Consider the following 25,522-nt stretch of genomic DNA (forward strand, 5'->3'; position numbering starts at 1 on the left):
CAACGGTGTAGGAGTTAAAAGAAATAGCGGCAGATTTGCCGGGTTGTAGCTAAGGAGAGACAAATTCTTTTAACGGATTAAAGTAGATAATAAAGCTGTACTGCAGAAACCTGGAGTAACAGAAATATAAAGACCTCCTGATTAAGTTTGGGTGATTTTAATTATTTGTGGTGGATAATTAAAAACTTAGAAAACAGCTTGCCTTAGGCAAGCTGTTTTTTTTCTTTGGTGGCAAGCTGTCCGCAGGCCGCATCTATATCTTTGCCCCGGCTCCGGCGCACGTTTACCTGTACGCCCCGGTCGGCGAGGTAATACACAAATTTCGATAAATGGTCATCGTCGGTGTTCCGGAATAAAGCCGCCGCAATGGGGTTGTATTCAATTAAATTTACCTTACACGGAATCAGGCGCGTAAACCGCAGCAAATCTTCGGCATCCTGTAAAGAATCATTAAAATTCTCAAACACAATATACTCGTAGGTTACTTTGCGGCCGGTTACCTGGTGGTAATATTTTAGCGCTTCACTTAACGTTTCCTGCGAGTTGGTTTCGTTAATCGGCATTATTTCATTACGCTTGGTATCGTTGGCCGCGTGCAACGACAGCGCCAGGTTGGCTTTTACCCCATCGTCGGCTAATTTCTTAATCATCTTGGCGATACCAGCTGTGCTGATGGTAATGCGGCGGGCCGCCATATTTAAGCCATCGGGCGCGGTAATACGCTCCACACTTTTTACCACGTTGGCGTAGTTCAGCAAAGGTTCGCCCATACCCATGTACACAATATTGGTAAGCGGTGTACCGTAGTGTTCTAAACACTGCTGGTTAATTAAAACTACCTGGTCGTAAATTTCGGCAGCCTCAAGGTTGCGTTTGCGCTCCATGTAACCGGTGGCGCAAAACTTACAGGTAAGCGAACAACCCACCTGGCTCGATACGCAAGCCGTCATGCGTTCTTCGTGCGGAATTAAAACGCCTTCTACAATATTGCCGTCGAATAACCGGAAAGCCGATTTAATGGTGCCGTCTTTGCTGATTTGCCGGTTGGCTACCTGTACCCGGTTTATGGCAAAATGCGCATCCAGTTTTTCGCGTAACGGCAACGACACGTTATTCATCTCCGCAAACGATTGGGCGGCATGTTTCCACAACCACTCGTACACCTGCTTGGCCCGGAAAGGTTTTTCGCCGTTCTCCACAAACCAGGCTTTCAGGTCGTCGAGGGCGAGTTTACGTATATCTTTTTTTGTTTGAATCGCAATCATACTACAAAGGTACAAAAAATATAGCCGAAGAGTTTCAATTACACCGCTCCGGCCTAAATAAGATTACTCTCTAAAAATCAGGTGCCTACTTTATAAGATCCTATCTAAAAAAATCAAAAATAAATGGCATAAAAAAACCGGAAAAGCATCACAATTCCGGTTTAATCAGGCATAACCTTTAAAGGTTTTCATAGGTGCTATATATTTTATTTATTTGGCAGCATTGGTTTATCAGAATTTAAATCGTGGTTGGTAGAATTACCCAGCCGGTTAAACGCTTCTTCTTTTTGTTTATATTCTTGTTGGCTTTCGGGCGTTAATTTGGCAACAAACTTATCCCGTTCCTGTTCCAACTCTGCCATCCTCTGCTTAAATCTTTCATTATTCATAAGATGCAAAATTAAAATTTATATAAATATTTAATTATTAAACTCTTAATTAACCTTCAAGGTTCAAATAAATTTATATTATTCAATTACATAGAAATATTCACAAACACCCCACACCCTTAAAATATGCAAAATACACATCCTCGGGCGTAAAATAAATAATTAGGTACATGGGGCTAAATTTAGTTTATTGGGTGGGTGTTAATACAAATATTCCCCCGCGCCCAGCATTCTACCCAATCAGTTCCCTAGTTTGTGTAATGCGGGTTAACTAGGTGTTTACCGCTCAATAATAGCCTTATTTTTTACCCTAGGTAAGTTGTAAATTAATCCTAACTAATAATTACCTATGGTTTTCTCGGTTAAAATTTTAAAATTTGGCCGGCTAATTTTTGTTTTAAACCGATATATCTGTGAAAACTGAAATAAGAGAAACCAAAGACGGCTCGACGACCTTATTTGTACCGGCGCTAAATGAGCACTACCACTCTGTAAACGGGGCCTTACAAGAATCGCTACATGTATTTATCCGGGCTGGGCTGGAACATGTACGCTCCCGCAATAAGCAACCTTTAAAAATATTGGAAATTGGGTTTGGCACCGGCTTAAATGCCTTGCTTACGCTGCAGCAGGTTATGGGTAAACCAGATCAATTGCAGTACGATGCCCTCGAAAAATACCCGGTAGCTTTAGAAGTAATTGACCAGATGCGTTTCGATAAGTTTATTTTAAACCCCGAACTGCTCGATTATTTACCGCAACTGCACAATGCGCCCTGGCACGAACCGGTACCGGTATTACCTAATTTTGGGCTCCGGAAAGTACACAACGACCTGGAAACCTATACTCTCCCTACTGATTATTACGATTTAATTTACTTTGATGCCTTTGCCCCCGAAAAGCAACCCGAACTCTGGACCGACGACATATTCCGGAAGTTGTATGATTCCTTAGCCACGGGTGGGGTTTTGGTTAGCTATTGTGCCAAAGGCAGTTTTAAAAGAAGCTTAAAAGCGGCCGGCTTTACCGTAGAAGCCCTGCCGGGGCCAGCGGGCAAACGCGAAATGACCCGTGCCACGAAACAGTAGCACCCCGGCAAAAGCTTAATGCTGCAGCCGGATATCAATAAATTTTAAATGGTGAATTTAACTTTAAACCGGTTTTATATTTTAGAAATTAAAGTATAGATTGTTTCCCCTGACCAACAGATTATTAAAATCTAAATTATGGGCGGTGCTAATACTACTCATAGCAGCTGAATGGCTTTTTTAATAAAACACGATACTGGTTCTTTACATACCAAGGGGGCTGTGAGTAAGCTTAAATAAAAAGGATGGGTCGCAAAGAACTTTATCTTATTTGCCCGATTGGCGTTATAGGGTAATGCCGCGGCCAGTTGCCGGTAAACGGCACTGGTATTTATTCCGAAGCAAGTAAACCCCCTTTATGATCGTACGAAAATCGCCGGATGGATTTATTTTGATTAACCAGCACGACCATGCCCAACTTTCCGGGCAAATGGCCCAGAACTGGCATCCGGCTTATTTTATCGGCGACGACAAAAAAGAAAGCGTAATTGCCGCCATTTACCAGCACGACCGCGGTTGGGTTAACCTGGACGCGGCTCCTTTCTGGAACGACCTGGATAAGCGTCCTTATTCGTTTACCGATTACCCGATTGCCCCCAAAGTAGTGCATTACCAGGCCGGCATTAGCCAGGTACAGGAAACCGATTTGTACGCGGCTTTGCTCAACAGTTTACATTACAGCTCGTTCCCCGACCTGGACACCTCGGAATTTGGACAAGCTTTTCTGGCCCACGAACGCAACCGGCAAGCTATTTTAAAAGATACTTTGGCCCTGCATACGCCCGAAGCCGAAACCAACTTAGATTTTCACCTGGCTTTGCTTAAATTTTGCGACAGCTTATCTATTTACCTGTGTTTAAACGAACCGGGCGTAAAAAAAGAAGCCGAACACCCCTGGTATCAGAACGGCATACCCAACTCCGAAAAGTTTGCTTTTACCCAGGGCGAGAGAATTAATGCTACCTGGCAAACGCCTACCAAAATAGTAGTAGCGCCGTTCCCGTTTGTGACCGAATTTACTTTAACCATTCCGTACAAAGAACTTAGCCGCAGAAGTATAAAAGAACAAGGACTTACCGGCGCATTTGCAGATGCCCCGGTAGCCGCCTACGAAGTAATTATTTCGGGTTAAACCATTTTACCGGCCGCTAAGCGTTTTACCTGACATTTACTGGACCAAGCTTATTAAAATGTCGCAAGTGTTTACTAAACTCCTGTAGCCAAGCCAATTTGCAACGTTCAGGTGCGGCCGCAACGTTACAAATTGGTAAGGGAAAGTGCCGGGAGTGCGGAAGGATCGGTTGAAAGGTCGATACTACCAAACCCCAGCCGGATACGTATAAAAAAGGTATTTACCACCCCCAAACCACTCCAAAACAGGCGGGGAGCTTGGTAATTCATCTTCTGCGGCTAACTTGTAGTAGATGTTGGGCTATCACACCAATCCGCAAGATTCTTCCAGAATGGTCAGTTTAAGAGTATTCTACCGGTATTAACCTTTCCGCTATGCGATGGATTATAAACGTTCTTTTATTAGTTAGTTAGCACTAGGGCTTAGCCATATTCAATCTTACCCAAGATAAACCCTAAAAACCTTAAAATTAATTGAATTGCACCACGCCTTCCGGCGTAATTACGTAATCCAACGACACATCGTCGGGGTGTACATCGGTAATCTCGGCTATGGCGGGTTCCAGCGATAAACCAACTTTAAGGGTATCGGGGCGACAGGCTTGCAAAAAGCGGTCGTAGAAACCTTTGCCGTAGCCTACGCGGTGGCCCCGCGCATCAAAAGCCAGCAAGGGCACCAGCACCAGGTCCAGCTTTTCGATGGGTACGGCCGCGGCCGCTAGGGGCTCTGGTATTCCCCATTTATTCTCGACGAGCTCGGTTTCGGGCAGCAGCCAGTGGTGCGTAAGCGTAAAATCCTGCAGGTTGGCTACCGAAGCAACTAACTGTACCTGCGGAAAATCTTCTTGCAAGCGCCGGATAATGGGCCAGGTATCTACCTCATTTTGGCGTTGGATGGGTAAAAAAATATGTACCGTCCGGATAGCTTCGGAAATAAAATGCGTAAAAAAAGAAGTTGCCATGGCCTGGCTTTTGGCTGCCAGTTCGGCGGTACTGTATTGCGCCCGCTTTTGGAGCATTTGCCGCCGCAACGTTTTTTTATCCATTTATTCTTCTTCCAGAATGGTAAACTGGAAAGCCAGCGGTTCAAAAGCCGAGATTAGTTCCGAGATAAAATCGGGATTATTTGTGCTGTAGGTAAGTAAATTATCGGTGCGTTCCTGCAGGCTGCCGCCCGGAAATAACTTTTCTTTTAAGGCCGTAAGCTGGTTAAAGAGCGTTTCGTACTTGGTGTCGTTGGCTTTTACAATTTTCTTTTCCAGCACTTCCAGCGCGTTCAGGGTTTTCTGCTGCTCGGCAGCTACGGTTTTGGTTAAAGTAGGGTCTATGCTGGTGGCCAGGCTAGCTATGCGGGCAAAAATTGTTTCTATTTGCTTTTTCTCCTCGGCCAACGACAAACCATCGCCTTCTAAGCGGGCGGTAATTTGCTTTTTTAACGCAGCGGTATCTTTAAATAAATCTTCGGGTTGTAAATCCAACTTCTGGCGGCGGTAAAAACTGGCTTTGTTAATGTACAACGCCGAGTTGCGCAGCATTACCATTGGAAACGGCACCCGGAACGCCTCGAACAAGGTTTTTAACTGGAACCAGTAATTTACTTCGGCCCCACCCCCAATGTAAGCCAAATTAGGTAGCAACAATTCCTGGTACAGCGGCCGCAATATTACGTTCGGGCTAAATTTTTCCGGGGCAGTGGCAGCCAGTTCCAGTATTTCCTCCGCCGAAAAACTGATATCGGTGTTCAGGACTTTATACGTATCGCCGTCCTGCACAATACGTTCACGTACGCCGGCATCGAGGTAAAATAAATTTATTTCGCGGGCCATTACCTGTGCTTTGTACTCCAGGGCCAATTGCTCGCTGGCCTCAGTTACCAGTTCATGCGCTTTTTGCTGGGTTAGCTCTTCTTTAATTACGGGCGTTAAAACCTGTTTTAAAGCGGCACTATCGCCGTCTATCGTTACCAGGCCATATTGCCCGAATAAACTGTGCGTAATGGCGCGGGTGGCATCGGCCAGGGTTTTGTGCTGGGTGTAGGCTTCGGTAAAAAGCGGGTAAGCTTCGGGGAGTGCAGCCAGCAAGTCGGCCATATCGGTGGTAGAGAAACGACCCACGGCCCCGGTTTGGTTGCTCTCCCAGGTGTAAGTTTTGCCAAACAAGTTAAAATGATTGATTTCGGCAAAATCGTGGTCTTCGGTGGCCATCCAGTACACCGGCACAAAATCGTAAGCGGGGTAGGTCTCTTTTAGCTCCCGACAGGTATTAATGGCGGTTATAATCTTGTAAATAAAATACAGCGGGCCAGTAAAAATATTTAGTTGGTGGCCAGTGGTAACGGTAAAAGTATTGGGCTGCGCCAACCGCAAAATATTAAGGGCCGCCGGCGAATGCGGCTCGGCTAAAGTCCCGTATTGCTCCTGCAGCACCCGCACGAGTAATTCGCGGTTTACGGGCGTCTGCGCCTTTTCCTTTATTTGCGCTTCAAAATTGGCCAGCGCCGGAAACCGGTGGTAAAAAGGCTGTAGCTTCGGGTTTTGGGCCAGGTAATCGGTAATGAGCGGCGAAAAGGCGCCGGTAGCGCTATAGTCGGTTTTGAATATTTTCATCCTAAAAGGGGCTAGCATCTGGTGTACTAACGAAAGTCACAAAGTAACGGCTAAAAATTTAATTAACAGTGTTAGCGGATGGGGAAATATTTAAAAGAAGATAAAGCAAATGAAGTAGCTCAAAATTTACCACTTACGGCCGTGTCAGGTGTTATCACCTGACACTCCAACCGAGCCCCAGCTGTTTGTAGTCTTCCGAAGGACGACTGCAAACTTTTAATGAAAAAAGGAGTCTCTGACTTCCTACCTATTTACAAGAAGGTTACAGAAAAATTCTATTCTGACTGCATGATTGCGCTGTCAGTTCCTAAGTCCTCAGCTGTTTGTAGTCTTCTGAAAGACGACTGCAAACTTTTAATAAAAAAGAAAGTATCTGACTTCCTACCATTTACAAGAAATTGCTTTTCTTCTTTGACATGCAAACTTTCCACCCCCAGGTGGGCCTATTGTTGCCGGGTAAACACTAGGCCCACTCTATTCCTGTAGACATAATAAAACACAGTCCAATCTAATCTCAGATTTCATAGCTGCCTTGCCGGTAGTAGCCTTCACTGGTATTTACCGGAACAGAGTTCCTCCGGTTTCATAAAAAGTTTGGAGTCTCCCTTTGGAAGACTCCAAACAGCGCGGGAGCTATGAAGGCTCCTTTTTTTATTATTAATAATTTACCATCTTGTAAAACCACCTTTTTTCCTTAAAGATAAGATTGAAAATTATGAGTTCAATTACTCCTGATGAAGAAATAGAAAAGCACTTGGATATAAACAAGGTTTTAAACCGAATTTTATATAAATATGTAAGCATTGATGATGCAAAGCTTATACTTGATAATAAAACCTTAATGTTTTCTAATCCTTCGCGCTTTAACGATCCGTTGGATTGTTATGAGGGCTTTTTAAAATATGACTATACAGTGCAAGAACTCAATAAAATAGCCAAAGAACATATTAAACCAATTTTAAGTAATTTAAAAAGGAGAGATAAAAGGGTATATGAAAGAAAATTTATTAAAGATCCCAACTATATAAGGGGCAAGCAAGATGAAGTCCTCTTAAAGATGAAAGGGGAATTAGGTATCTGTTGCTTTTCTGAAATTCCTGATAATATATTAATGTGGTCACATTACGCAAGAAATCATACTGGGATTTGTATTGGCTTTAACTTACCTATAATCCACGAGGATTTATTTGCTATTTACCCTGTATTGTACAAAGATAAAATTAATGGCATAACAAGGACAATGAGTTATCTAAATGCCATTCGCCACTGGGTTTTAACTAAAGCATCTGATTGGTCCTACGAAAAGGAATATAGAGCAGTAAGTATGGAGTATCACGGTATCGTAGAAATAGCCCCTTCAAGCATTGTAGAAATATATTTTGGGTGTAAAATAGGATCGAAAGATAAGGTTGATTTAAATAAATTAATTAATAAAGATTTTAAGCATGTTAAGAAATATCAAATGGAAATTAATAATAGTTCCTTCAGATTATCTATAAAAAAGCAAATCTAAAATGTAAGTATTATTATACAAGGTATTGCCATTTATCAAAAGCAATAAACCTAAACACGTATGGCTGAAATATATAAATTTCTCGAAGAAAACGGCTTCATTACTTTCAATCCATATGAGGAGCTCTTTATAAGTATGTAAGCTTGGATACAGCAAAAAAAATAGCAAATACTACATTAATATTTTCTAATCCATCTGAGTTTAATGATCCATTTGAATTAACAATAGAACATATTGATTTCTCAACTTCAAACCAAGAATTAAAAGAATTTGTAAATAGAAAGGTAAGTTCAACAAGAAAGGAAAGAAGGCAATTTTTTACTTAACTTAACCTTTTAACCAGCACAATCGGTGGTGGTGCTGCCCGCACGAATTTAATTAGTGGTTGCTCCTGCATGTACACAGGTACGTTAGAGCGTATTCAAAACAAAGCTTTTTAAAAGTTACCACCCTGGTAACTTTTTTCTTTATATTTGAGTTATAAAAATAAGATGTGAGGGTTATAGCAAAACGAACACTACGGGATTTCTGGGAACAGCATGCCGATTGTGAGCAGCAACTAAAAGCTTGGCATCATGAGGTTGAGCAGGCTAGCTGGCAGTCCCCGAACGACATAAAGAAGGAATATCCTTCGGCTAGTATCTTGGAGGATAACAGAATAATCTTCAACATCAAAGGAAACAACTACCGGTTAATTGTTAAAATCAACTACAAATATGGCATCGTCTGGGTTCGGTTTATTGGTACGCACGCCGAATACGATAAAGTTGACGCAACTAAAATTTAAAAAGAAATGCATATAAAGCTGATAAAAACCGAGGAAGATTACCAATTAGCCCTGCAAAGGCTGGAAACTATATTTGACGCAGAGCCAGGTTCGCAGGCAGGAGATGAATTGGAGTTGCTATCTTTTTTGATTGACTTCTATGAAAAGGAGCATTTCCCGATTGAAGCACCAGACCCGATTGAGGCGGTAAAGTTTAGAATGGAACAACTCGGAATAAAACAGAATGACTTGGCAGAGGTTCTGGGGTTCAAGAGTAGGGTAAGTGAAGTTTTGAGCGGAAAAAGGAAGCTCACGCTAGGCATGATACGGAACCTTCATAATAAACTGAATATTCCCACCAACGTACTGATTCAGGAATATTAAAGAAACCATGCTCTAGCACAGCATCTACAAATCTTTTTTACGGCCAGTTTTAAAGTACCCATTTCTGACTCCTTATAAACTGGCCGCATGTAAGAATAGCTATAGCCCTTCGTCTACTCCTTCTTCGTCATTCTTCGTTTTAAGCAAAGAAAACACAATACTAACCGTAATAATAAACCCAATCACAAGTAAGGAAATAAACGTAGGCACTTTAAATACATCTATCATTACCATTTTGAGGCCCACAAATATTAAAATAACCGCCAAACCGGTAGAAAGAAAAACAAACCGGTGAATTACGTGGGCCAGGGCAAAATACAATGAACGCAGGCCCAGAATAGCAAACACATTAGAGGTGTAAACAATAAACTGGTCTTGGGTAATGGCCAGAATGGCCGGAATGCTATCCACCGCAAAAATAAGGTCTGATACCTCAATGAGCACGAGCACCAGGAATAATGGGGTGGCGTGTACCCGGCCAGCTTCCTTCACAAAAAACTTTTCGCCGGACAATTGGTTTGTTACCGGCATTATTTTCCGGAATAACTTTATAACGGGGTTTTTCTCGGGCTCCATTTCTTTATCTTTTTCGGTAAACATTTTGTAACCGGTATAAATCAGGAAAACCCCAAACAGGTAAATAGTCCAGTGAAACTTTTCGATTAAAGCCACGCCGGCAAAAATAAAAGCTACGCGCATCAGCAAAGCGCCCAGAATACCCCAAAACAATATTTTGTGCTGATAGATAGATGGTATCTGAAAATATTTAAAGATTAATACAAACACGAAAATATTATCTACGCTCAGGGTTTTTTCTAAAACATAACCTGTTAAAAACTCAACGGCTTTGTGCTCGCCGAACCAATAATAAATAAGCGTATTAAAAACTAAAGCCAGCGATATCCAAACCGCCGACCAGGTTAAGGCCTCTTTCACCGACACCACATGCGCTTTGCGGTTAAAGACGCCCAAATCCAGGGCCAGCATCAGGAGTACAAAAAGATTGAATCCAATCCAGAACGTGCTATTAACTTCCATAGTTAAAGTTTTTTTATATCAATGAGATATTTTTACAAAAAATGTATTTGGGAAAAAGAGCTGAAGCGGCCATGGTAAGAATTGCTAAAGGAGGCCGAATTATACTAAAACTTCGTGCCTAACCGCTTAATACTCCGTTTAACGTTGGTAAAGGTACCAAGTTTTTCCGATTGTTAGCGACAGGCATTGCTGGGCAGCAGCGCTATTACGTGTCCCATTTACCAAAAGGAAAATAACGGCGGCAAAAAGAAGAACTGGTAACCCGTTCCGTTGCACCTGAACAAAAACCCATACCCAGCGGCTACTGGTAGTATAAACCGTTAAGAAAGAGAAATAATGCCGGAGCTAAATAACAGTGACATGCGATTATTAAAAGTTCCCCCGGGTGATTCTACCTGTTGTTTAGCCCTGAAAGGGCGTCATACCCCAGCACAGGGTGCAGCCCTGTGAAAAGAAAGGTGAAAAGAAGATAAGAAGTCTAAAGTCCTGAAAGGACGAAATATTCAATCCCACAACACATACCGTTCAGCATACGGAACCTGGTATTTCTGCAGAAAAACCCTATATTCTTCCTGAAAGGTTTTACTCCGGTGATTTTCTTTTTAGTTAGGAATGTATGCTACCACCGTATCTACTTCGCTGGGATTAATGGAGAACGCACCATAACCATCTTGCCAATAGAAGTTACCAGATTCGTCTCCTTTGGTTTTACCCATTTAGAAGAATGATATTTTACTTCTTCTACCAATTTCATTAAAGCTATTTTCTTGGAGAGTAGGCATAAGAGCTAAATATGGTCGGTATACCCACCGACGATAATGGGTGGGCATTCCAAGTTGTTGCAAATACCGCTTCTATAACGATGTAGTTCTGTTTCAACCGGCGGGTGTATCAGGGGTAGCCGGTGTTTGTGCTCAATATGAGGTGGATGTAGGCCTTTACCAGGGATTGCGCCATTATTTTATTTGATTCTCGAATTGATTTCCGGGGAAGTATTTCGCCCTTTCAGGGCTTTTGAATGTACCTGCTTTTTTCGATGAGCTACACCCATCGCTGAGGTATTACGCCCCTTCGGGGCTTGTACGGGTGTTTTTCTTTGCTATCCTAGCCAAGCGTAATATACCATCAATAAAAAAGCGTGATATTAAATAGAATAAGAAAGTACAATAAAGATAGAATAAAAAAAAGTAGCTATGCTTTATTACGCCAGACAAGCTGTAAACAAAAAATCCCCTCCGTTGCGGGAGAGGATTTTCTAAATTCAAAATATATCTCTTAAGCGACTATTTCGCCGTACAAATCAAAATCCGTCGATTCAGTAATACGTACGTGGGCAAAATCGCCGAGGCGTACGTAGGCGTTTTTGGCGGGCACCAGCACTTCGTTATCTACTTCCGGCGAATCGTACTGGGTACGCCCCACAAAGTAGCCGCTTTCTTTCCGATCGAACAATACTTTGTAGGTTTGGCCTACGCGGGCTTCGTTCAGTTCCAGCGAAATGCCTTGCTGTAGTTCCATAATGGCATCGGCGCGCTCCTGCTTTACTTCGGCCGGCACATCGTCGGGTAAGGTGTAGGCGTGGGTGCTTTCTTCGTGCGAATACGTAAAAATGCCTAAGCGGTCGAAACGCGTCCGCTCCACAAAATCGTAGAGTTCTTCAAAATCCCTTTGTGTTTCGCCGGGGTGGCCGGCAATGAGCGTGGTACGCAAAGCAATATCGGGTACCTGCTGCCGAATGGTATCGACGAGCTCTACGGTGCGGCGTTTGCTAATGCCGCGGCGCATGGTTTTGAGCATGTTGTCGGAAATGTGCTGCAGCGGCATATCCAGGTATTTGCAAATATTATCGCGCTCGGCCATTACCTTTAAGGCATCCATCGGGAACTGAGAAGGGTAGGCGTACTGCAGGCGAATCCAGTCGATGCCATTAATATCCGATAGGTGGCGCATTAAATCGGCTAGTTTGCGTTCGCCGTATTTCTCGAGACCGTAGTAGGTTAAATCCTGGGCAATCAGAATAAGTTCTTTTGTACCCATAGAGGCCAAACGGGTTGCTTCCTTCACCAAATCTTCAATCGACCGGTCGACGTGCTTGCCCCGCATCAGCGGAATGGCACAAAATGAGCAAGGGCGGTTACAACCTTCGGCTATTTTAAAATAGGCGTAATGCTTGGGCGTGGTTAAGAGGCGCTCGCCAATTAATTCGTGCTTGTAGTCGGCTTCTAAAGTTTTGAGGAGTTGGGGCAATTCCAGCGTTCCAAAAAAAGCATCTACTTGCGGAATTTCGGTCTCCAGCGAATCTTTGTAGCGTTGCGATAAACAACCTGTAACGTATAATTTATCAATATTACCGGCCTCTTTCTCGTCGGCGTATTGCAAAATAGTATCAATAGATTCCTGCTTCGCGTTGTCGATAAAGCCACAGGTATTTACAATAATAATATTGGCATCGTCTTTTTCCGATTCGTGGGCAACAGCCATGTTGTTGGCGCGTAACTGCCCCATGAGTACTTCGGAATCTACCAGGTTTTTAGAACAACCTAAGGTAATAACGTTTACTTTGTCTTTTTTTAAACTTCTAACTTTCACGTATCTGTTGGCAAATCTGCCGCTTTAAGGCTCCTTTCTAAACCAACTGACGGCCAGAATGGTTCGTTCGGGAAATAATTTGCAAAGGTACAATTTGTTCTGTTAATAAAAGAATAGCTGCTTGGGTTATCAAGGTTTCTTTTAAATTGGTTTAGAAAGAAACTCAACTTAAACTCCTCTCCTAAAGGAGAGGAGTTTAAGACACAAATATAAAATGGCCTATTTCCTATAAAGTTTCCTTTCTATTGCCGTCATTCCCAGAGGGAATCTTCTGGGTAGAAAGCCAAACCGGTAGCTAATTGTATGGCTCAATTACCTGTTTTCTTCCTAAACAATAGATACTTTCAATATAACCGAACCATAAGCTATATACCCTAAAACTACTCCTGCAGGCGAGAGACTTGTTTTAATTACCTTTCAGGTAAAGCGCCCGGTACTTTAGTTAGAAAACTTGTAGCCAGACAACTGTTAGCCGGACTCCCCCTCTCCGCCCGGAGAAGAGGCTGGCAGATGAGGCATTTCCCGCTTTATTTCCCGAATACCTTTCCCAGGAAATCAGCGATATAATTTACGGCCGGGTTAAACCAGGGCTCAAATAAAATAAAGGAATGCGGCGCATTGGGGAAAGTATGCACTTCGGAATAAATATTGTATTTATTTAATTCCTGCCGGAAATCTTCGCGGCCGGCGTGCATGCGGTCTACGGAGCTATTCAGAAACAGCGTGGGCGGCGTGTTTTTACCTGCGTGGTACAACGGCGAAGCTTCTTCCCACAATTTAAAATTATCTTTCTTGGGATATCCAAACCAATAGGTAGCCGCCGAAATACGCTTGCTGTCGTCGCCCTCGCCCGACTCTGGGTGCACAAAAGAAAGCGTACCATCTATGTCTATAATGGCTTGCACCTGACTCGAAAAGCTTAAGTAACAATTTTCTCCTTCGTACGACGGATTTATATTTGTAGCCCCGATAAAAGCGGCCAACTCACCGCCCGCCGAAAAACCCAGCGCGGCTATTTTGGCAGTATCAAGGTTATAGGTTTTTGCGTTGGCCCGCAGCCAGCGCAAAGCCGCTTTTAAATCGTGTACGGCTGCCGGGTAAAGCGCTTCGGTAGAGAGCCGGTACTCGGCGGTAAAGCAAGCATAACCCAAGGCAGCCAGCCGCTGGGCCAACGGAATATGCTGGCTCCGGCTGCCGCTGCGCCAGCCCCCACCGTGAATAATTAATACAGCGGGGGTTTTCTGTTTTGTTTTTTTCTTCGGGTAAAAAGCATCCAGCAGCAATTTGCGCTCGCCCAGGGTGCAATAAATAATATTGCGCTTTTCCTGCACCGCAGGTATCTTAAACGCCGGCACCAATTTAATATTGGGGTGTTGCTTTATGGTACTGGCATAGGCACTGTAATTGGTGTAAGAAGTATCGGGTTTGCCCGTTAAGCCGCTGGTTATTTGGCCCCATGCCAATAAGGTATTTAGCAGGAAGAAAAGGCTGAGACAAATTGCTTTCATGTAAAAAATTTAGCTGGCAGGTAATTTACGTAAAAATAGAGAACGTGAAAGCGGCCCTTTCCTTTTCGAATCATCAAAGTAAGATACTAAACTTTTTAGAAAGTTGGTTAATGTTAATGGGATTAGAATATCTAATCTTTGAACGATAATGCTGCCTGTACAGCCTCAGTTCAATTAACAATCAGTTCAGAATCCCTCTCTCGTGCAGAAGAATTAAAATACTGACTTTATTTACTACATTAGCTTACAAGGGAATATGCGAGGTATTATTTCTCTATGCGCCAAATTATTGGCCAGAATTGCTGAAATGATGTGATAAAAATGCAAAGAGTAAACAACCTGTACACTTAACCTTTGCTTCGGACTTGCATCTACAAAGTATTCTTGTAAATTACCCACAATTAAATTAACACGAAATAAAATGTCTAATCTAATAGATACATTAGATAACTATAAAGAATTTTATAGAACGCCATATTATATAATCTGTTTTAATAAGTTGCCCTCTATCCTTAGTTTCCAGGCACCATTAAAAGAGAGTAAAGAATCGATGGCATTGGTAATAACTTCCTTTGATTTCGAAAAATTTAAGCTGCAGGAAATATTTAAAAATTGGCGTACTGAGGACGATAAAGATTCAGATTCATCTAATGATTTCCCTTATCAGTATTTATTAAAAAGTGATGCTAAGAACCTGCTTATCTGGCTTTCTTTGGATCATGATGAGATATTTGTAGAATTTCTTTACGATTCGGCTGATTTAGGTTTAGAACAGGAAGTAGTTGCCATGAATCAAATGTTACGCGGAAAATTTGGCACGAACAAATCGTCTACCTTTAAAGTACTAACGTACGATTCAAGTTATTTTGAAACTGAGAAAGTTAAAAATGGATTTTCGCCGGTAGATATCAACCAGCTCTACAATGATGATTTTCAAGAAATTAACGAAATAATTGAAAATTCTTTAGAACAGGAAAAATCGGGATTAATTTTATTGCATGGCGTACCCGGAACCGGAAAAACCTCTTATATCAAAAATTTAATTTCTAAGTTTCCGGAAAACAATTTCATTTTTGTGCAGAACGAGTTTGTAAAGGATTTGTTAAAGCCTGAATTCATCTCGTTCTTATTAAAAAACAGAAATTCGATTCTAATTATTGAAGATGCTGAAAAAGTTATTACATCCAGAGAAAACCTAAGTGAAAATTCGGTGGTATCTACCATTTTACAACTTACCGACGGCCTCTTTAGCGATTATTTAAATATAAAGATTATCTGTACTTTCAATACGAATATTGAAAGAGTAGATAAAGCCATTCTGCGTAAAGGCCGACTAATAGCCAGGTATGAATTCAAGCCGCTATCGGCAGAAAAATCAAATAAATTATTAAAACCTTTGGGTTATGAATCAAATAACTCTGATATGGCCTTGGCAGATATATTTAATTTAGAAAAGAAAACCTTTGAATTAATCGATAGCAAAAAGAAAATAGGTTTTTAGGTAGATATTATCCGGATTTTGTAAGTTAAGCAACAGACAAAAAAGTATTCGAGAGATTTTTCAGTAAGCTCGAATGCATTACGCTACAAAGTAAGTTTACTTAAATAATTAGCCGGATAAATCTAGATAATTTAGAAGTATGATCTTTTTATAGTACTGATTAGATAACCATTAATACATGTAAATAGCGCAATAAGATGCGCTATTTACATGTCTCTATTCTGTCAGATATAGCAACATTTTATTATCACCATTTTTCCGGCGTGTTTTAATATATTTATATCATCAATAATAAAACCTTTACACCTTCAGTTTACCTTCAATAGAATCGTCGAGGGTTATGCCGGTTACAGCTCCGGCCAGGGTTTTAGCAAAAGCTATTGCGTTGCCGTGCTTGTTATCCCAGTAGTAGCCTTCTTTGGTTTCTACTTTTATTACAGTAATCCGGGGGTCGTCGAGGCCCTCGGTAAACCAGGTTTTTAAAATGGGATTCCAAAGCGCTTTTATCTTTTCTTTGTCTTTGCTGATAGTGGCCAAACCAAATACACTCAGAAAGTCGCTGTGCGCTGAGCCCTGGAATAAAAGGTGCACTTGCCGGTCGGCCTGAATATCGGCGTTTTTATGACTATCATCGGCACTTAAAAACCAGAAATTGCCATGCACATCTACTTCTCGAATGGCCATGGGCCGTACCTTTAGCGGCTGCCCGGAGGTTATTCTGGTACAGAAAAAACAGGTATCGGCTTTACTGGCCAGCTCTTTTATTTTTTCGCCCGCCGAATGGCCCTGCAGGTCTTCGTGATTTTTCTCGGGTTGTTGTTGGTTTATGCTATCCATGGTATAAGAAGCTAAATGATTATTCTTTTAAACCAACACTAACTAAAAAAGTTATTGACCAGCCTAATTTTGCAGGCAAACGTACCATTTTAGCATTATTTTATGGCTTTATAGCAACCCGGCGTTTAACCTACGCTAATAAGTCGCTACAAAAAAGAAAAAGAATTTATTTATCAGATCTGTAGATTAATTAATAACTGGCGTTATAATCAATCACAAAATCTACCAAAGTCAATCGGTTTTCCGATACGGTTACGGGGTAAATATTACTATTGCCATCGAGCATATTGGCAAAAAAGCCTGCGGGTTCTTTCGAGAAAATGGAATATTTACCAGGTTTTAGGGCTACCTGAAACATGCCATCAGTCCCGGAAATTACTTTGGCAATTTGTTTAGTTTGGATGTGGCTGTAAAAGCCTTCGGTTACTTTTACCTGGCTCAGGTTAGTAAGTTCGTAAATATAAATTTCGCGGGGAGCTGTTTTTTCGGTTGCCGTAGCACCTGCCGGCAGATTTTTGCGATTGGGGCCAGGCATCATATTACCTTCCCGTAGCGTTATTTTACCCAGAATACCTTCTTTGATTACCGGCGTCTGGTGTGCAGTTGCTAAGCTTACGAGCAGCAGGCAACTCACCAGTATTTGGGCTAATAAGGCCATAGGCAGCTACACAATCATGTATTATTTTTTCGTGAAAAGTGAATCGACAAACTCGTGCTTATCAAACACCTGCAAGTCGTCTATCTTTTCACCCACACCAATGTATTTTACCGGAATTTTAAATTCGTCGGAAATACCAATTACAACCCCACCTTTGGCGGTACCATCTAATTTGGTAATGGCCAGGGCAGTTACATCGGTAGCTTTGGTAAATTCGCGGGCTTGTTGTACCGCATTTTGGCCGGTACTTCCATCCAGCACCAAAAGCACTTCGTGGGGAGCTTCCTGGATAAATTTCTGCATCACGCGCTTTATTTTAGAAAGCTCGTTCATGAGGCCCACTTTGTTGTGCAAGCGGCCGGCCGTATCAATAATTACTACATCTGCAGCCATATCAACACCTTTCTTTACGGCATCAAAAGCTACCGAAGCCGGGTCGGTGTTCATACCGTGCGATATTACAGGCACGCCCACCCGGTCGCCCCAGATAATTAGTTGGTCTACGGCAGCAGCCCGGAAAGTATCGGCGGCGCCCAGCACCACCTTTTTGCCGGCTTTATGAAATTGCGCCGCTAATTTGCCAATGGTAGTGGTTTTACCTACGCCGTTTACACCCACCACCATAATTACATAAGGCTTAATACCCGTTGGTAATACAAATTCGGCAGATGCTATATTGCTGGAGTTGTTTTCTTCGAGCAGAGCGGCTATCTCTTCGCGTAAAATACGGTCCAATTCGGCGGTACCCACATATTTATCGCGGGCTACCCGGTCTTCAATGCGCCTGATAATCCGGATGGTGGTTTCGGCGCCCACATCAGCATGCACCAGCATTTCTTCCAGGTCGTCGAGCACCTCTTCATCTACCTTCGATTTGCCAATAACGGCTTTACTCAATTGGTCAAAAAAATTGGTTTTGGTTTTTTCCAATCCTTTGTCCAACGACTCCTTTTTCTCTTTACTGAAGAAATCAAAAATTCCCATGGTAGTGTAGCTCCAGGTACGGCGATTAAATCTTAAAATTTACGCAAATTTTTGTATAAACCAAAAAAGTCCCGGTAAATGCGGGACTTCCTGAATATTTTGTATGCGGGCAAAGGCAATTATTTTGCTGCCAAAAACTCCTGCACTTTATCTACAGGCACCATTTCTTCTCTAAAGGTATAAGCACCGGTTTTCTCGGACTTAACTGCTTTTATCACTTTTGCCCAGTCTTTACCGGTAGCGGTTTTCAGGGTCGCAACTACTTTCTTAGCCATGGTTATTTAATTTCTTTATGAACAGTAACTTTTTTCAGGTTTGGATTATACTTTTTCACCTCCAAACGTTCGGGCGTATTTTTCCGGTTTTTGGTAGTGATGTATCTGGATGTTCCCGGTACACCGGAATTCTTCTGTTCCGTACACTCCATTATTACCTGTACGCGGTTTCCTTTTTTAGCCATCTCAACTAGATATTTTTATTTGGGACTGCAAATATAAGATTATATTTTTTTAATTACAAACGACCTGGTTCAAAAATATTTCTCTACCCAGATATTGGTCGGTTACATGCCTTTCTTCTCTTAAAGAAAGGCCCATTATTTTGCTAAAAATATACATTAGCAATTAACCTGGGCTTTCCCTATTGTTCGTGCGAAGAATATGGGTAGCTTTGTAGGTTAGCAGGCTAATGGCGGCCAGGATAAAATAAGATTTGGAACGTAAATAAAGCCCGAGACTACTCTAACAAAATAGCCCTACCGGGATTGTTTTGAATGCGCAGCGAGGGGACTGTTTAGAAAACTACATTAACCTTGTTTAAGCCTGCTTACGTATTGCAAAAGAGCTGTTTGGCCCGGAGGCTATATCCTTTGCCAACCAGATGGTTAAGGGGTAAATAATTTACAGGTATATACAATCTTATAAGCTTTTAAAACGTAATAGAGTTAAATTTAAATATTATAATATGCAATTTAATACGCAGGCATCGTGTATTATCCCTTTTTACAACGAAGGTTCCCGAATTTTACGAGTTTTAGAAGTTATAACCCAAATAAGTGCTATTACCCAAATTATTTGCATCGACGATGGTTCTACAGATAACACCGCCGACCTGATACAGTGCGAGTGGCCCGAAGTAGAACTAGTGCGGCTTACGCGTAACCAAGGCAAAGCGGCGGCTATTCGTGCCGGGGTAGCACTGGCCTGCAACGAGCATATATTGTTAATGGATGCCGATTTACAATCAATTGATAAGCGCGAAGTTGAAAAAGCTTTAGAGGCCATTGCCCGACAAAACCTGGATATGCTTATTTTACGGCGCATAAATGCTCCCTGGTTTGTAAAGTTCGACCGCGGTGATATTCTGCTCTCCGGCGAACGCATTGTAAAAAAGAACGACCTGACTAAAATTTTAAGCCAGCGGGTTACCGGCTACCAACTAGAACTAGCCATAAACCTTTATATGCAAAAACACAAGCGCAATGTCCGGTGGATGCCCTGGTCGGCTACGAACACCTACAAAGCCAAAAAAATTGGGTTAGTAGAAGGCTATAAAAAAGAATTTGAAATGTTTACCGACATTGTAATGTATGCCGGCTTAAAAAATATTATAAAACAAATTACCCTCTTTGCTACCAAAGAAGTAGAAACCGAAGAGCGGAAGCCGGTTTACTTTTTCTAGTTTAATTAAACAAAACAAACCCCAAATAAAAAGGCCCGGTAATGACCGGGCCTTTTGTGTAAATACCTTACTCAGAGTTGCAGTGGTAGATATTTGCCATTTACCTTAAGAACAACCTAAGCCAATACAAACCATAAAATACAAGACAAAAAACGGCAACGGAGATAATAAAGCATTAAAATACTTTATTATCTCCGTTGCCGGATAATACTTTTAAACACCAACAAACCTTACTCTAACACGGTTAAACTGTTAAGTAGGATTGGTGTTATCGTAATTAGTATACGATGTAGCCTTGGGCAACTGCTTTCTTCAGAACAGCAGATATACCGTTTTTATTAATAGTTCTGATGGCCGAGGTAGATACTTTTAAAGTAATCCAGGCATCCTCTTCCGGAACGTAAAATCTTTTCTTTTGCAGGTTAGGGTAAAATTTACGTTTGGTTTTATTGTTCGCGTGCGAAACGTTATTACCTACCTGTGGTCTTTTGCCAGTTAAATCACAAACTCGTGCCATGGTATTTATATCAGTTTATTCTAAAGGGACGCAAATATCCGAAATTAAAGTTTAAAACCCAAACGGTTATCTAATAAATTTATTAATTAATTCTTCCGCTCCTTCTTCGCAAAGCCGTACGGGCAATGCTTACAGCCATTTTTACAACAATAACCTCTTTTTAAGTGGTACTGCACCGTAAAAACCATTAAGCCTTGTTCGTTAAAATAAAAATCGCCGGACGCCAAAGGGGGCAAATCGGGTTTAGCCAAAGTTTTAAAGTCGGTAAAAGTAAATGAATATTCGGGCAAAGGTAAAAAAATATAATAGCAGCACAGCTAAACCCAACCGGCTCATATTGCTTTTTTTACCCAAAATTGTTTTACTACTTTTACCCCAACTACCGTTATATATAATATAGTTGTTGCTTTAAGCTTTATGGCAAAGCAAGACTATTTAGCGCAAGTTTCATGTAAAGGTTAAAATTATGCCAGATACCACCCTCCTCTCCAGCCAGGCCGCCATTACCCTCGAAGAACAATACGGTGCCCACAATTACCATCCGTTGCCAGTAGTACTTACCCGTGGCGAAGGGGTCTACCTTTGGGATGCGGAAGGTAACCAGTATTATGATTTTTTATCGGCATACAGTGCAGTAAATCAGGGGCATTGCCATCCGAAAATAATCCGGGCCTTAACCGAGCAAGCCCAGCAACTAACCCTTACTTCGCGGGCTTTTTACAACGATAAATTAGGTGTTTGCGAAAAATACCTCTGCGATTACTTTGGTTACGAGAAGGTTTTGCTTATGAACTCGGGGGCCGAGGCCGTAGAAACGGCTATTAAACTAGCCCGCAAGTGGGGCTACGAAAAAAAAGGCATTCCTAAACACGAAGCCGAAATTATTGTGGTAGAACATAACTTTCACGGACGCACCACCGGCATTATTTCTTTTTCTACCGACCCGGATTCGACCGGCGGTTTTGGTCCGTATATGCCGGGTTATAAAGTTATTCCGTATAACAACCTGGAAGCATTGGCCGAAGCTTTACAGAATCCGCACGTGTGTGGTTTTCTGGTAGAACCTATTCAGGGCGAAGCCGGAGTAGTAGTTCCTGATGCCGGCTACCTGGCGGCCGCGAAAGCCTTGTGTAAGCAACACAACGTACTCCTAATGGCCGACGAAATTCAGACCGGTATAGGCCGGACCGGCCAATTATTGGCTTCTTGTTACGAAGGTGTGCATGCCGATATTCTGATTTTAGGCAAAGCTTTATCGGGTGGGGTTTTACCGGTTTCGGCGGTTTTAGCGGCCGACGACATTATGCTGTGCATTAAACCCGGCGAACACGGTTCTACTTTTGGGGGCAACCCGCTGGCTTGTGCCGTAACCATGGCCGCCTTAGCTGTGATAAAAGAAGAACGCCTCACCGAAAACGCCCGCATATTGGGCGAAGTTTTCCGGAACCGCCTGGAAATTGTACAGCAAAAATATCCCCACCTGATTACGCAGGTGCGTGGCAAAGGCTTACTTAATGCGGTGGTTATACAACCTACGCCCGACGGTCGTACCGCCTGGGATGTGTGTTTGGCTTTAAAAGAAAACGGCTTACTGGCTAAACCTACCCACGGCCATATTATCCGGTTTGCCCCGCCCCTGGTTATTACCGAAGAGCAACTGCATGCCTGCTGCGATATTATTGCCAAAACCTTGGCGGCGTTTTAAGCAACTTTGTCCTCTAACCCACAACTTCTACTGGCTCTGGAACCAACTTAAAACCACATACCCTTGTTTAAAATCCGGCAAGAAGATGGCGAAAGCTTAAAAAATTTTCTAAGCAGAACAACAGGAGCTAAAAGCAAGCTACAGCAATTTGGTTGATGAGGGCTTTGAAGGAGTGGGCTGAGTATGCTTTAGCAACAATAAATAATTGGTTTAACATAAGGCACACCCCAGCCAACAACTATCTGTTTTAATGTAAGTCTGTTTAATCTGTTGCTTATCCTACATACTTACCACTTCTGGCTCAGGCCTATCTTTACTTGGTAATGTAGCGTCTTGGGGTGGTTTGCGGTGCCAGTAAGAGGCCAGTACCGAGCCGGTAATATTCATTAAAGGTCCAAATACGGCCGGCGCTAAACCCACGGTAGCAATTTTACCCATTTCTTTGGCAATACCCGAAGCCAAACCGCCATTTTGCATCCCAACTTCAATGGCAATGGTGCGGCAATCGCGTTCATTCATGTTAAACAGGCGCCCCGCCCAGTAACCTAGTAAATAACCTGACAGGTTATGTACCAATACCAATCCAATCAGCAACAGCCCAATATCAAGTAAGCTATCGCGGCCCGCAGCGGTTATAATTACAATAATAAAAGCAATCCCCACCATCGATAGCAAAGGCATGGCGGTATCAAACAATTTAGATTTGCCACTTAAGAATTTATTCACCAGCAACCCAAACCCAATGGGTATAATCACCATTTTCACAATATCCCACATCATGTTTAATACTTTTATGTCGATAAAAGCCCCGGCAAATAACTTCATGAGTACAGGTGTTACAAAAGGGGCCAACAGGGTAATGACCGACGTAATGGTAATAGAAAGGGCTAAATTGGCTTTGGCCAGGTAACTCATTACGTTAGAGGCCATACCGCTCGGCGAACAACCAATTAAAATAATGCCGGCCGCAATTTCGGGGGCAAACCCGCTGATACTTGCCAGGCTGTAGCCCAGCAAAGGCATAATGGTAAACTGGCAAAGCACCCCAATTATCACGGCTTTGGGTGTTTTTACCACCGATATAAAATCCTGGGCACTCATAGAGGTACCCATGCCAAACATAATAACCTGAATGAGCGGCACAATTAAAGTTGCAAACTTAAAGCCGTTTAGTTCTACAAAATAGTTTGGGTAATACAAGGCAGTGGTTACCGCCGCAAATATTACAGTTGGGTACGAGAAGCCTTTGGTCCAGGTAAAACGCCGGAAACCAATAGCCAAGGCCACAAAAAAAGAAATTAACCACGGCCCCGCCAGGGCAATATTACCCGCCAGCACCAGTACCAGAAATATTACCAGACATACAATAGCTAAACCCAGCATTAATTTATAAAACAAATTATTACGCAAAGCAGCAGTGTTTAAGGTGGTTACTTGTTTATTCTAATAAAACTAACAATGGGCGGGTATTCTCTCTAAATAAACCGGTTTTGCATTAGGCTTAAAAAGCAGCTAAAGTACCGCCGGCAGCTTATTACTTTTCAAGTATTTGCGCTACCTATTTAAAATTATGGGTTTATGCCCAATGGTGAATAATAGCCTATTACTTTTTCGCCAGGCATTCATTTATAGCGGGCATTATGGCGTTAAAAGTTTTCTGTTTGTCAGCGGTTCCGCCAATCAATATTTTTTTCACCTTTCCTTTCTGGTCAATAATCATGGTATAAGGGTAAATAGAATCCGTTATAAAATCTTCTTTTATTAGTTTTGCAGCATTAGCCACCGGCAAAAAATTAAACTCTCGCTTTTTTAAGAAAGCTTTTATTTCATCATCATCTTCCGGGGCTATTGAAATAAACGTTACATTTTTGTTTTTATACCGGGCTACTATTTCGTTTAAGGCGGGCATTTCTTCGATACAGGGTTTACAACCGGTATTCCAGAAGTTAAGCACTACTACCTGCCCTTTTAATTTGCTCATTTGCAACATTTTTCCTTCTAAAGTTTTTACACTAAAATCAGGAGCATTGCTGCCAACCAAACAAGCGTACAATTTATCTTTTTTACTGAAAAAAGACGGGTCTTCTACCGACACCCCCTTCATTACCGCCCCACACTTTGCATAATTTTCTTTGTAGGTTTGCGCTTGTACGGATATTCCAGCCCAGGTAAAGCAAATAAGTAAGAGCAATATTTTTTTCATGCAGATTATGCTCATTTGATGCATTCTAACTTTGCCAACAAATAAAAATTCGGCCATCCGCTTACCTCATTAAGTAAGTAAACACACAATTATTTTGGCTAAAATAAGAATAGGGAAAGTATAACCATTTAGCTTATCTTTTCAACAAAAAGATAAATATTTTTTAAACTTATAAGCGCAGGTAAATTTATTTAAATCTACTTTTGTTGTGTTTTTAGTTAGAGCCTGTTTAAATATTAATAAACAATTAAATAAGAGAAATAAAATTACCTCTTTCTCCCATTAATTTCCGTCATTCCGGAAGAATCTTATGATTACCTAATCAGAATATTCTTCCGGAATGACGGATTTTGACTGATTCTACTAAATTTAAACATACTCTAATATGTATTTAATTTTTCCTAACTAATTACTCATCATGATCAGACGCCCCAGACGTAATCGTAAAAATGCGGTAATTCGCGATTTAGTACAAGAAAACGCCCTTTCTATAAATGATTTAATATTCCCGATTTTTGTTGTGGAAGGCCAAAACAAAACCATTCCCATCGATTCTATGCCGGGTATTAGCCGGTTTAGCACTGACCGGATGCTGGATGAAATTGCCGCCTGCGTAGATTCAGGTTTAAAAGCCTTTGCGCCTTTTCCGGTAATTGACGAGGCTAAAAAAGACCGCTTTGCCACCGAGAGTTATAACCCCGAAGGATTATTTCCAACCTTTATCCGGGAAGTAAAAAAGAATTTTCCGGATGTGGTGCTCATGACCGATGTAGCCATGGACCCGTACAGCTCCGATGGCCACGATGGCATTGTTGATAACGGCGAAATTCTGAACGATGCCACCCTGGAAATATTGGGTAAAATGGCTTTGGCCCAGGCCCGTGCCGGTGCCGATATTATTGGCCCATCGGATATGATGGACGGCCGGGTTGGTTTCTTACGCGAATATTTAGATAAAAATGCCTTCCAGAATGTAGCCATTATGGCTTACACCGCCAAGTACGCCAGCGCTTTTTATGGTCCGTTCCGCGATGCCCTGGACTCAGCCCCTAAATTTGGCGACAAGAAAACCTACCAGATGAACCCCGCCAACAGCCGCGAAGCTTTACTAGAAGCCGACCTGGACACCCTGGAGGGCGCCGATTACCTGATGGTAAAAC

General features: G+C 42.1%; 26 protein-coding genes. 10 read left to right on the plus strand and 16 right to left on the minus strand.

Annotated elements, in window-relative coordinates; all coding sequences use genetic code 11:
• Nucleotides 1-203: 203 nt before the first annotated feature.
• A complete protein-coding gene (gene rlmN, locus ACO1R6_RS22685; RefSeq protein WP_486267614.1) occupies nucleotides 204-1,265 on the minus strand; it encodes a dual-specificity RNA methyltransferase RlmN in 1,062 nt (353 codons plus the stop codon).
• A gap of 206 nt (nucleotides 1,266-1,471) precedes the next feature.
• Nucleotides 1,472-1,627, minus strand: a complete 156-nt coding sequence (locus ACO1R6_RS22690) for a hypothetical protein (protein WP_486267616.1) — start codon at nucleotides 1,625-1,627, stop codon at nucleotides 1,472-1,474.
• A 440-nt stretch (nucleotides 1,628-2,067) separates the two neighbouring features.
• Between ACO1R6_RS22690 and mnmC2 the strand changes: the two genes are divergently transcribed.
• A complete protein-coding gene (gene mnmC2, locus ACO1R6_RS22695) occupies nucleotides 2,068-2,742 on the plus strand; it encodes a tRNA (5-methylaminomethyl-2-thiouridine)(34)-methyltransferase MnmC2 (RefSeq protein WP_486267618.1) in 675 nt (224 codons plus the stop codon).
• A 358-nt stretch (nucleotides 2,743-3,100) separates the two neighbouring features.
• Nucleotides 3,101-3,874, plus strand: a complete 774-nt coding sequence (locus tag ACO1R6_RS22700) for a DUF3891 family protein (RefSeq protein ID WP_486267620.1) — start codon at nucleotides 3,101-3,103, stop codon at nucleotides 3,872-3,874.
• A gap of 469 nt (nucleotides 3,875-4,343) precedes the next feature.
• Here ACO1R6_RS22700 and ACO1R6_RS22705 read toward each other — a convergent pair whose 3' ends face one another.
• Both ACO1R6_RS22705 and bshC read right to left on the minus strand, forming a co-directional pair.
• Nucleotides 4,344-4,919: a 5-formyltetrahydrofolate cyclo-ligase gene (locus tag ACO1R6_RS22705; RefSeq protein WP_486267622.1), complete on the minus strand. Its 576-nt coding sequence runs from the start codon at nucleotides 4,917-4,919 to the stop codon at nucleotides 4,344-4,346.
• The gene (gene bshC, locus ACO1R6_RS22710) at nucleotides 4,920-6,479 is read right to left on the minus strand and encodes a bacillithiol biosynthesis cysteine-adding enzyme BshC (RefSeq protein WP_486267624.1); all 1,560 of its coding nucleotides are present in this window, start codon (nucleotides 6,477-6,479) and stop codon (nucleotides 4,920-4,922) included.
• Between the two features lie 715 nt (nucleotides 6,480-7,194).
• Here bshC and ACO1R6_RS22715 point away from each other — a divergent pair.
• From ACO1R6_RS22715 to ACO1R6_RS22730, 4 genes are all read left to right on the plus strand, one after another.
• Nucleotides 7,195-7,992: a DUF2971 domain-containing protein gene (locus tag ACO1R6_RS22715; RefSeq protein ID WP_486267626.1), complete on the plus strand. Its 798-nt coding sequence runs from the start codon at nucleotides 7,195-7,197 to the stop codon at nucleotides 7,990-7,992.
• Nucleotides 7,993-8,135: 143 nt separating this feature from the next.
• Nucleotides 8,136-8,318, plus strand: a complete 183-nt coding sequence (locus ACO1R6_RS22720; protein WP_486267628.1) for a hypothetical protein — start codon at nucleotides 8,136-8,138, stop codon at nucleotides 8,316-8,318.
• A 167-nt stretch (nucleotides 8,319-8,485) separates the two neighbouring features.
• Complete coding sequence (locus tag ACO1R6_RS22725) at nucleotides 8,486-8,779, plus strand: type II toxin-antitoxin system HigB family toxin (RefSeq protein ID WP_486267630.1); 294 nt, start codon at nucleotides 8,486-8,488, stop codon at nucleotides 8,777-8,779.
• A gap of 6 nt (nucleotides 8,780-8,785) precedes the next feature.
• Nucleotides 8,786-9,142, plus strand: coding sequence for a helix-turn-helix domain-containing protein (locus ACO1R6_RS22730; RefSeq protein ID WP_486267632.1), 357 nt, complete (start codon nucleotides 8,786-8,788; stop codon nucleotides 9,140-9,142).
• Nucleotides 9,143-9,241: 99 nt separating this feature from the next.
• Here ACO1R6_RS22730 and ACO1R6_RS22735 read toward each other — a convergent pair whose 3' ends face one another.
• The 3 genes from ACO1R6_RS22735 to ACO1R6_RS22745 form a co-directional block, all read right to left on the minus strand.
• Complete coding sequence (locus ACO1R6_RS22735; RefSeq protein ID WP_486267634.1) at nucleotides 9,242-10,180, minus strand: TerC family protein; 939 nt, start codon at nucleotides 10,178-10,180, stop codon at nucleotides 9,242-9,244.
• A gap of 1,275 nt (nucleotides 10,181-11,455) precedes the next feature.
• Nucleotides 11,456-12,769, minus strand: a complete 1,314-nt coding sequence (rimO, locus tag ACO1R6_RS22740) for a 30S ribosomal protein S12 methylthiotransferase RimO (protein ID WP_486267636.1) — start codon at nucleotides 12,767-12,769, stop codon at nucleotides 11,456-11,458.
• 527 nt (nucleotides 12,770-13,296) lie between these two features.
• Complete coding sequence (locus ACO1R6_RS22745; protein ID WP_486267638.1) at nucleotides 13,297-14,277, minus strand: alpha/beta hydrolase; 981 nt, start codon at nucleotides 14,275-14,277, stop codon at nucleotides 13,297-13,299.
• Nucleotides 14,278-14,698: 421 nt separating this feature from the next.
• Between ACO1R6_RS22745 and ACO1R6_RS22750 the strand changes: the two genes are divergently transcribed.
• On the plus strand, nucleotides 14,699-15,778 hold the full coding sequence (locus ACO1R6_RS22750) for an AAA family ATPase (protein WP_486267640.1): 1,080 nt from the start codon (nucleotides 14,699-14,701) through the stop codon (nucleotides 15,776-15,778).
• A gap of 300 nt (nucleotides 15,779-16,078) precedes the next feature.
• On the opposite strand, the gene ACO1R6_RS22755 is transcribed toward ACO1R6_RS22750, so the two are convergent.
• The 5 genes from ACO1R6_RS22755 to rpmG form a co-directional block, all read right to left on the minus strand.
• Nucleotides 16,079-16,615 carry a pyridoxamine 5'-phosphate oxidase family protein gene (locus tag ACO1R6_RS22755; RefSeq protein ID WP_486267642.1) on the minus strand — a complete coding sequence of 179 codons (537 nt, stop codon included), beginning with the start codon at nucleotides 16,613-16,615 and terminating at the stop codon, nucleotides 16,079-16,081.
• 190 nt (nucleotides 16,616-16,805) lie between these two features.
• On the minus strand, nucleotides 16,806-17,273 hold the full coding sequence (locus ACO1R6_RS22760) for a carboxypeptidase regulatory-like domain-containing protein (protein WP_486267644.1): 468 nt from the start codon (nucleotides 17,271-17,273) through the stop codon (nucleotides 16,806-16,808).
• Between the two features lie 21 nt (nucleotides 17,274-17,294).
• On the minus strand, nucleotides 17,295-18,257 hold the full coding sequence (gene ftsY, locus ACO1R6_RS22765) for a signal recognition particle-docking protein FtsY (RefSeq protein ID WP_486267646.1): 963 nt from the start codon (nucleotides 18,255-18,257) through the stop codon (nucleotides 17,295-17,297).
• A 119-nt stretch (nucleotides 18,258-18,376) separates the two neighbouring features.
• Nucleotides 18,377-18,532, minus strand: coding sequence for a DUF4295 domain-containing protein (locus tag ACO1R6_RS22770; protein WP_146904121.1), 156 nt, complete (start codon nucleotides 18,530-18,532; stop codon nucleotides 18,377-18,379).
• A 2-nt stretch (nucleotides 18,533-18,534) separates the two neighbouring features.
• Entirely contained in the window at nucleotides 18,535-18,717 is a 183-nt protein-coding gene (rpmG, locus tag ACO1R6_RS22775) for a 50S ribosomal protein L33 (protein WP_486267649.1), read from the minus strand.
• Nucleotides 18,718-19,220: 503 nt separating this feature from the next.
• Here rpmG and ACO1R6_RS22780 point away from each other — a divergent pair.
• On the plus strand, nucleotides 19,221-19,937 hold the full coding sequence (locus ACO1R6_RS22780) for a glycosyltransferase family 2 protein (protein WP_486267651.1): 717 nt from the start codon (nucleotides 19,221-19,223) through the stop codon (nucleotides 19,935-19,937).
• Nucleotides 19,938-20,214: 277 nt separating this feature from the next.
• Here ACO1R6_RS22780 and rpmB read toward each other — a convergent pair whose 3' ends face one another.
• Together rpmB and ACO1R6_RS22790 are read right to left on the minus strand one after the other, a co-directional pair.
• Nucleotides 20,215-20,454 (minus strand): 50S ribosomal protein L28, encoded by a 240-nt coding sequence (gene rpmB / locus ACO1R6_RS22785; RefSeq protein WP_486267653.1) that lies wholly within the window; start codon nucleotides 20,452-20,454, stop codon nucleotides 20,215-20,217.
• Between the two features lie 86 nt (nucleotides 20,455-20,540).
• Nucleotides 20,541-20,705 (minus strand): C1orf53 family protein, encoded by a 165-nt coding sequence (locus ACO1R6_RS22790; protein WP_486267660.1) that lies wholly within the window; start codon nucleotides 20,703-20,705, stop codon nucleotides 20,541-20,543.
• Nucleotides 20,706-20,920: 215 nt separating this feature from the next.
• On the opposite strand from ACO1R6_RS22790, the gene rocD reads away from it, so the two are divergent.
• Nucleotides 20,921-22,159, plus strand: coding sequence for an ornithine--oxo-acid transaminase (gene rocD, locus ACO1R6_RS22795; RefSeq protein ID WP_486267654.1), 1,239 nt, complete (start codon nucleotides 20,921-20,923; stop codon nucleotides 22,157-22,159).
• A gap of 279 nt (nucleotides 22,160-22,438) precedes the next feature.
• On the opposite strand, the gene ACO1R6_RS22800 is transcribed toward rocD, so the two are convergent.
• Both ACO1R6_RS22800 and ACO1R6_RS22805 read right to left on the minus strand, forming a co-directional pair.
• Nucleotides 22,439-23,542: a bile acid:sodium symporter family protein gene (locus tag ACO1R6_RS22800; RefSeq protein WP_486267662.1), complete on the minus strand. Its 1,104-nt coding sequence runs from the start codon at nucleotides 23,540-23,542 to the stop codon at nucleotides 22,439-22,441.
• Between the two features lie 220 nt (nucleotides 23,543-23,762).
• Nucleotides 23,763-24,362: a peroxiredoxin family protein gene (locus ACO1R6_RS22805; RefSeq protein WP_486267656.1), complete on the minus strand. Its 600-nt coding sequence runs from the start codon at nucleotides 24,360-24,362 to the stop codon at nucleotides 23,763-23,765.
• 418 nt (nucleotides 24,363-24,780) lie between these two features.
• Here ACO1R6_RS22805 and hemB point away from each other — a divergent pair.
• Nucleotides 24,781-25,522, plus strand: a 742-nt coding sequence (gene hemB / locus ACO1R6_RS22810) for a porphobilinogen synthase (protein WP_486267658.1), incomplete at its 3' end; no start/stop codon positions are given.

It is taken from the genome of Adhaeribacter sp., from assembly GCF_057359045.1.

Coding starts and splice junctions, on each gene's coding strand:
- rlmN (WP_486267614.1), bottom strand. CDS start 1,265: ATGATTGCGATTCAAACAAAAAAAGATATACGTAAACTCGCCCTCGAC.
- ACO1R6_RS22690 (WP_486267616.1), bottom strand. CDS start 1,627: ATGGCAGAGTTGGAACAGGAACGGGATAAGTTTGTTGCCAAATTAACG.
- ACO1R6_RS22700 (WP_486267620.1), top strand. CDS start 3,101: ATGATCGTACGAAAATCGCCGGATGGATTTATTTTGATTAACCAGCAC.
- ACO1R6_RS22705 (WP_486267622.1), bottom strand. CDS start 4,919: ATGGATAAAAAAACGTTGCGGCGGCAAATGCTCCAAAAGCGGGCGCAA.
- bshC (WP_486267624.1), bottom strand. CDS start 6,479: ATGAAAATATTCAAAACCGACTATAGCGCTACCGGCGCCTTTTCGCCG.
- ACO1R6_RS22715 (WP_486267626.1), top strand. CDS start 7,195: ATGAGTTCAATTACTCCTGATGAAGAAATAGAAAAGCACTTGGATATA.
- ACO1R6_RS22730 (WP_486267632.1), top strand. CDS start 8,786: ATGCATATAAAGCTGATAAAAACCGAGGAAGATTACCAATTAGCCCTG.
- ACO1R6_RS22735 (WP_486267634.1), bottom strand. CDS start 10,180: ATGGAAGTTAATAGCACGTTCTGGATTGGATTCAATCTTTTTGTACTC.
- ACO1R6_RS22745 (WP_486267638.1), bottom strand. CDS start 14,277: ATGAAAGCAATTTGTCTCAGCCTTTTCTTCCTGCTAAATACCTTATTG.
- ACO1R6_RS22750 (WP_486267640.1), top strand. CDS start 14,699: ATGTCTAATCTAATAGATACATTAGATAACTATAAAGAATTTTATAGA.
- ACO1R6_RS22755 (WP_486267642.1), bottom strand. CDS start 16,615: ATGGATAGCATAAACCAACAACAACCCGAGAAAAATCACGAAGACCTG.
- ACO1R6_RS22760 (WP_486267644.1), bottom strand. CDS start 17,273: ATGGCCTTATTAGCCCAAATACTGGTGAGTTGCCTGCTGCTCGTAAGC.
- ftsY (WP_486267646.1), bottom strand. CDS start 18,257: ATGGGAATTTTTGATTTCTTCAGTAAAGAGAAAAAGGAGTCGTTGGAC.
- ACO1R6_RS22770 (WP_146904121.1), bottom strand. CDS start 18,532: ATGGCTAAGAAAGTAGTTGCGACCCTGAAAACCGCTACCGGTAAAGAC.
- rpmG (WP_486267649.1), bottom strand. CDS start 18,717: ATGGCTAAAAAAGGAAACCGCGTACAGGTAATAATGGAGTGTACGGAA.
- ACO1R6_RS22780 (WP_486267651.1), top strand. CDS start 19,221: ATGCAATTTAATACGCAGGCATCGTGTATTATCCCTTTTTACAACGAA.
- rpmB (WP_486267653.1), bottom strand. CDS start 20,454: ATGGCACGAGTTTGTGATTTAACTGGCAAAAGACCACAGGTAGGTAAT.
- rocD (WP_486267654.1), top strand. CDS start 20,921: ATGCCAGATACCACCCTCCTCTCCAGCCAGGCCGCCATTACCCTCGAA.
- ACO1R6_RS22800 (WP_486267662.1), bottom strand. CDS start 23,542: ATGCTGGGTTTAGCTATTGTATGTCTGGTAATATTTCTGGTACTGGTG.
- ACO1R6_RS22805 (WP_486267656.1), bottom strand. CDS start 24,362: ATGAAAAAAATATTGCTCTTACTTATTTGCTTTACCTGGGCTGGAATA.